The following is a 4,997-nucleotide window of genomic DNA, read 5'->3' as shown; positions in this document are numbered from 1 at the left end:
GTTCTGCATCTGCATCGTCTGCATCGGGGGCTGGCCCATGTTCCCCATGCCGCCCATCGGGGCGGGGGCGCCCATGGGGGAGCCGGGGTCCATCCGCGTCCGGTCGAGGTCGTCGCCGAAGCCCTGGGCGCCGGGCATGGCCGGGCCCGGCCCCGCGGCGGGGGCGATCTGCGTCGCCTCGGCGTCCGGGAGGGCGGGGAACTGCGGGCCGCCGGGAGGCTGCTGGCCCCACGCCTGCGTGGCGTCGGCCTCCGGCGCCTCGGGCTTGCGCGGCTGGGCGAACCACGAGTCCGGGACGATCGACTCCGTGCGGGGGGCCTGGTCCTGGAGGCCGAACGGGTTCGACGCCGAGGCCGGGGCGGGCGGCTCCGCGGCGGGCGTCGCCTGCTGCCCGCCGGCCCACGAGGGCTGCGAGGGCGGGGCGGCGAAGGCGCCGGAGTCGTCGTCGGCGTCGGGGTCGAACGTCCAGGCCGCGGTGTCGTCGGGGTCGGGGGACGGCAGCGGGGACGCGACGGCGGGCGTCGGCGCCGAGGCGGTCGCGGGCGGCTCCGCGGGCAGCCGGATCGGCGGCTCGGCCGACAGCCGGAGCGGCGGCTGCGCCGGAGGCTCGGGCGCGCCCTGCGGGCCGGAGGCCCAGGACGGCGGAGCCGTCATCGTCCGGTCCCCGAGCGTGTCGGCGCCGCCCGCGACGCCCGCCGGGGCGGCCTCCGCGACCGGCGACGCCAGCGGGACGGCGGGCCCGACCGAGTACACGTCGATCGGCGCCTCGCAGTGCGAACACTTGCCGAGCGTCCCAGGCGTGTCATTCCCGCACGTCGGACACTGCATCGCTCAGACCTCGCCTTTTAGCCGCTTGTCCACGCTTGCGATCCAGGCCCGCCGCCCGGGGCGGGCACCGCTCCCCGCGATCATCAGCGGGGCTCCCGACAAAAGTAGTGGGTGACGCCGTTCTTGGACGCGTGGTTGGTAATCCGGCGCACCGCAGTCGGAGGTCGCACGCAATCACGACATGTCGGTACTGGTCAAGATTGCTGCCAGTGGTTTACCGGGATCGTTGTGATGCTGCTCACATTGTGCACCGATGGTGTGACGGACGTCCCCCGAACCGCCGGGCGCGCCGCGAGCGTCCCGCTCAGCGGCTAGGCTCGGAGCGGTTTCCCGGCGCATCCAGAGAAGACGGAGTCCATGAGCGATCTTCCGCTGCGTTCGCAGCTGGCCGTCGCGCTCGGTCGTACGGCCGCCAAGATGTCCCGAATGGCAGGCCGCGGGGACGGCTCGGTGATCGGCGGCCGGGTCGGCCTCCGGCTCGACCCCGAGCTGCTGACCAGGCTCGCCAAGGACCGCAAGCTCGTCCTCGTCAGCGCCACCAACGGCAAGACGACGACGACCCGGCTGATCACCTCGGCCATGACGCCGCTCGGCGAGGTCGCCACCAACGCGTTCGGCGCGAACATGCCGACCGGTCACGTGTCCGCGCTGGCGTCCGCCCCGTCCGCCCGCTACGGCGTGCTGGAGTGCGACGAGAAGTACGTCCCGATGGTCCTGAAGGAGACCGGGGCGAACATCGTCGCGCTGATGAACCTCAGCCGCGACCAGATGGACCGCGCCGCCGAGATCTGGCTGCTGGCCGGCAAGTGGCGGCGCGCCCTGGAGGCGTCCCCGACCAGCCACGTCATCGCCAACTGCGACGACCCGCTGGTCACCTGGGGCGCGTCCACGGCCAAGAGCGTCACCTGGGTCGCCGCGGGCCAGCACTGGCGCGAGGACTCCTGGTGCTGCCCCGAGTGCGGCGGCCCCCTCGACCGTCAGGACACCGACGAGGACAGCGACTGGCGCTGCCGGCAGTGCCACTTCGCCCGCCCCCGCCCCGACTGGACGCTGCGCGGCGACACGATCACCGCGCCCGACGGCCGGGCGTACTCCCTCACGGGCCTGTCCCTGCCCGGCCGCGCGAACCGCTCGAACGCCCTGATCGCCCTCGCGGTCGTCGCGCAGTTCGGGGTGCCGCCCGAGCAGGCCCTCCCGCTGCTGTCGCAGGTCACCTCCGTCGCCGGCCGGTACACGACGGTCGAGCACCAGGGCCGCTCGATCCGGCTGCTGCTGTCGAAGAACCCCGCCGGATGGCTGGAGGCGTTCGACGTCCTGCAGCCCGCGCCCGGCCCCGTCGCGCTGTCGATCAACGCGCAGGGCCCCGACGGCCGCGACACGTCCTGGCTGTGGGACGTCGACTACCGCATCCTGCGGGGCCGCCCCGTGTGGGTGACCGGCGAGCGCCGCATCGACCTCGCCGCCCGGCTGGAGGCCGCCGAGGTGTCCTTCACGGTGGTGGACGACATCGACCAGGCGGTCATGGCCGTCCCGCCCGGGCACCTGGACGTGATCGCCAACTACACCGCCTTCCAGACCATCCGAACGAGGTACGGCCGTGTCGTCTGACCGCATCAAAATCGTCTGGATCTACCCGGACCTGCTCAGCACCTACGGCGACCAGGGCAACACGATCGTCCTGGAGCGGCGCGCGGCGCTGCGCGGCATCCCCACCGAGACCGTCAGCCTCCGGTCCGACGAGCCCGTGCCCGCCGACGGCGACATCTACCTGCTCGGCGGCGGCGAGGACCGGCCGCAGATCCTCGCGGCGCAGCGGCTGCGGGGCGACGGCGGCCTCGCGCGGGCCGTGCAGTCCGGCGCGGTCGTGTTCGCGGTCTGCGCCGGCTACCAGCTGCTCGGCCACGAGTTCGGCGGCGAGGAGGGCCAGCCCGTGCCGGGCCTCGGCCTGCTCGACATCCGCTCCGGCCGCGGCGAGCAGCGCGCCGTCGGCGAGATCGTCGGGGACGTCGCGGGCGAGTTGAACGTCCCGCGCATCACCGGCTTCGAGAACCACCAGGGCGTCACGCACATCGGCCCGAACGCGCGCCCCTTCGCGAAGGTGCTGCACGGCGTCGGCAACGGCGACGGGAACGGCTTCGAGGGCGCCTACAGCGGCCGCGTCCTCGGCACCTACATGCACGGCCCTGCGCTCGTCCGCAACCCCGGCCTGGCCGACCTGCTGCTCCGCTGGGCCGTCGGGAGGGACATCCCCCCGCTGGACGACTCGTGGGCCGGGCGCCTCCGCGAGGAGCGCCTCCAGGCCGTGATGCCCTGACCCCGGTGATGCCCTGACCCCGGTGATGCCCTGACCCCTGTGGTGGGTCGGCTCACGCTGCGGGTGGGTCTGCGCGTGGGGGTGGGTCTGCGCGGGGGTTGGCGTCCTTGTGAGCTGACCGGGGTCCGGGCGCTTTCGGGTGGTTCGCCGGTCGACGGCCGGGTCTGTCGATCGTGGTGACTTTGGGTCTGGCGCGGGGGGCTTCGTGCTGCGACCGTGACGATCGTGATCTGCTGCCGGCCCTCCCGCCGGGCGCTCCTGCGCTGGAGCGCCGTCGTCGCGGGCGCCTCGCTCCTGCCCGCCGTCGAGGCGGCGTCCGCGCGGGCCTCGGACGACGTCCGGCCGGTGAACCTCGAACTGGTCACCGTCACGGAGACGACGGCCGTCCTCACCTGGTACACGGGCGTCCCCGGGACGGACGACGGCCTGGGGCGGATACGACCCGCGCCGTCCGACGCCGAGGTCCTCTACGGGACGCACCCGTCCCGCCTCACCAGCGTCGCGTACGGCCCGTCCGGCACCCCGTACCACTACGTCGAGCTGACCGGCCTGGAGCCTGGGCGCACCTACTACTACAGGGCCCGCTCCAGAGGACGGGACGCCGCTCCCACCTGGCTGGCCGCGGGCCGAGCGGCGGGCGCCCCCCATGGGGACGTCTTCGCTTTCACGACCCCGCAACCGCCTCCGGGCCGCCACCTCTTCTCGGTCGCCCTCTGCAACGACCTGCACCTGGGCGAGACGGTGGCCGGGCTGGTCGGTCAGCTTCCCTGGATCAAAGGCATCGAGCAGGTGCCCGGCCACCCGCCCTATCCCGAGGTGATGGCGCACGCTCTCATCGCCGACGCGCGGGCCAGGGGTGCGCAGTTCCTTCTCGCCGCCGGGGACGTGTCGAGCGAGGCCGCTCCCGCCGATCTCGCGAGCGCCAAGAGCATCCTCGACACTTTCGGGACCCTGGGCGACGACTACCTGGTGGCCCGCGGCAACCACGACCGGGCGCACACCGGGGCTCCCTACGGCGGGTGCAGCCCGGGCGAGCACCAAGGGAACGACTGCTTCAAGGACGCGTTCTCGACGTCCGGCCGGACGTACTTCTCCCACGACCTGCGGGGCCTGCGCGTCATCGGGCTCGACACCTACGACAAGCCCGGCGACGGCGGCGACTCCGGCGGCCTCTCGGGGGAGCAGCAGGCCTGGTTCGAGGCGGAGTTGAAGAAGGACCCGGAGCGCCCCACCCTCGTCTTCGGCCACCACCCGCTCTTCACCGAGAACGACCCGCTCGCCGTCACCGGGGCCCACTCCCTCGACGCGGGCCAGTCCCTGCGGATCCTCGCGGCCTACAACCGGACGCCCGGCGTGTTCCTCCACCACGCGGGTCACACGCACCGCAACCAGCGTTCCGTTTTCCCGCTCGCGCCCCGGGTCGTCCAGCAGGAGGTCGGGGCGGTCAAGGAGTATCCGGGCGGATTCACGCTCCTGCGCGTCCACACCGGCGGGTACGCGCTCAACTTCTACAAGACCCGCGGGGACGAGGCCCGCGCCTGGAGCGAGCGCAGCCGCCAGGAACTCTCCGGGCAATGGCCTCAGCTCTCCCTCGGGAACCGTCCCACCGACCGCAACACGGTCGTGGACCGCGACCTTTCGGGCCTCAGCTGACCGTCGGGGCGCCCGGGGGGAAGGCCTCGGTGAAGGCCCGCTGCCCGCCCCGGCGGAACGCTTCGACGAAGGCCCGCTCGCCCAGGACGGCGGTCGCCGCGGCTGTGATGCGGTCGACGTCGCCGCGTTCGGCGGGCGGCAGCGGGGCGTCCACGCTCCGGCGGGCCGCGTCGGCCGCGCCGAGAAGTCCGGCGGCGCGCAC

At 73.7% G+C, this 4,997-nt stretch carries 4 protein-coding genes and 1 pseudogene; 3 read left to right on the top strand and 2 right to left on the bottom strand.

Annotation, left to right across the window (positions count from 1 at the left end):
• Positions 1 to 828 (bottom strand): annotated as a pseudogene (locus AB0K37_RS07445) (hypothetical protein); the annotation flags it as partial.
• A gap of 357 nt (positions 829 to 1,185) precedes the next feature.
• On the opposite strand from AB0K37_RS07445, the gene AB0K37_RS07440 reads away from it, so the two are divergent.
• The 3 genes from AB0K37_RS07440 (at position 1,186) to AB0K37_RS07430 (ending at position 4,795) form a co-directional block, all read left to right on the top strand.
• The gene (locus tag AB0K37_RS07440; RefSeq protein WP_363976258.1) at positions 1,186 to 2,436 is read left to right on the top strand and encodes a MurT ligase domain-containing protein; all 1,251 of its coding nucleotides are present in this window, start codon (positions 1,186 to 1,188) and stop codon (positions 2,434 to 2,436) included.
• Positions 2,426 to 3,142: a glutamine amidotransferase gene (locus AB0K37_RS07435; RefSeq protein WP_363976256.1), complete on the top strand. Its 717-nt coding sequence runs from the start codon at positions 2,426 to 2,428 to the stop codon at positions 3,140 to 3,142. Before AB0K37_RS07440 ends, AB0K37_RS07435 begins: the two co-directional genes overlap by 11 nt.
• A gap of 216 nt (positions 3,143 to 3,358) precedes the next feature.
• Positions 3,359 to 4,795, top strand: coding sequence for a metallophosphoesterase family protein (locus AB0K37_RS07430; RefSeq protein WP_363976254.1), 1,437 nt, complete (start codon positions 3,359 to 3,361; stop codon positions 4,793 to 4,795).
• On the opposite strand, the gene AB0K37_RS07425 is transcribed toward AB0K37_RS07430, so the two are convergent.
• Positions 4,788 to 4,997 (bottom strand): hypothetical protein (locus tag AB0K37_RS07425; protein WP_363976251.1); only part of this gene is annotated, 210 nt, incomplete at its 5' end. The two genes, AB0K37_RS07430 and AB0K37_RS07425, sit on opposite strands and share 8 nt — an antisense overlap.

This window comes from Actinomadura sp. NPDC049753 (assembly GCF_040674655.1).
In the GTDB taxonomy this organism is placed as follows: domain Bacteria; phylum Actinomycetota; class Actinomycetes; order Streptosporangiales; family Streptosporangiaceae; genus Spirillospora; species Spirillospora verrucosospora.
The sequence above is the reverse complement of the archived record's forward strand: the minus strand, read 5'-3'. Positions and strand labels throughout refer to the sequence as shown.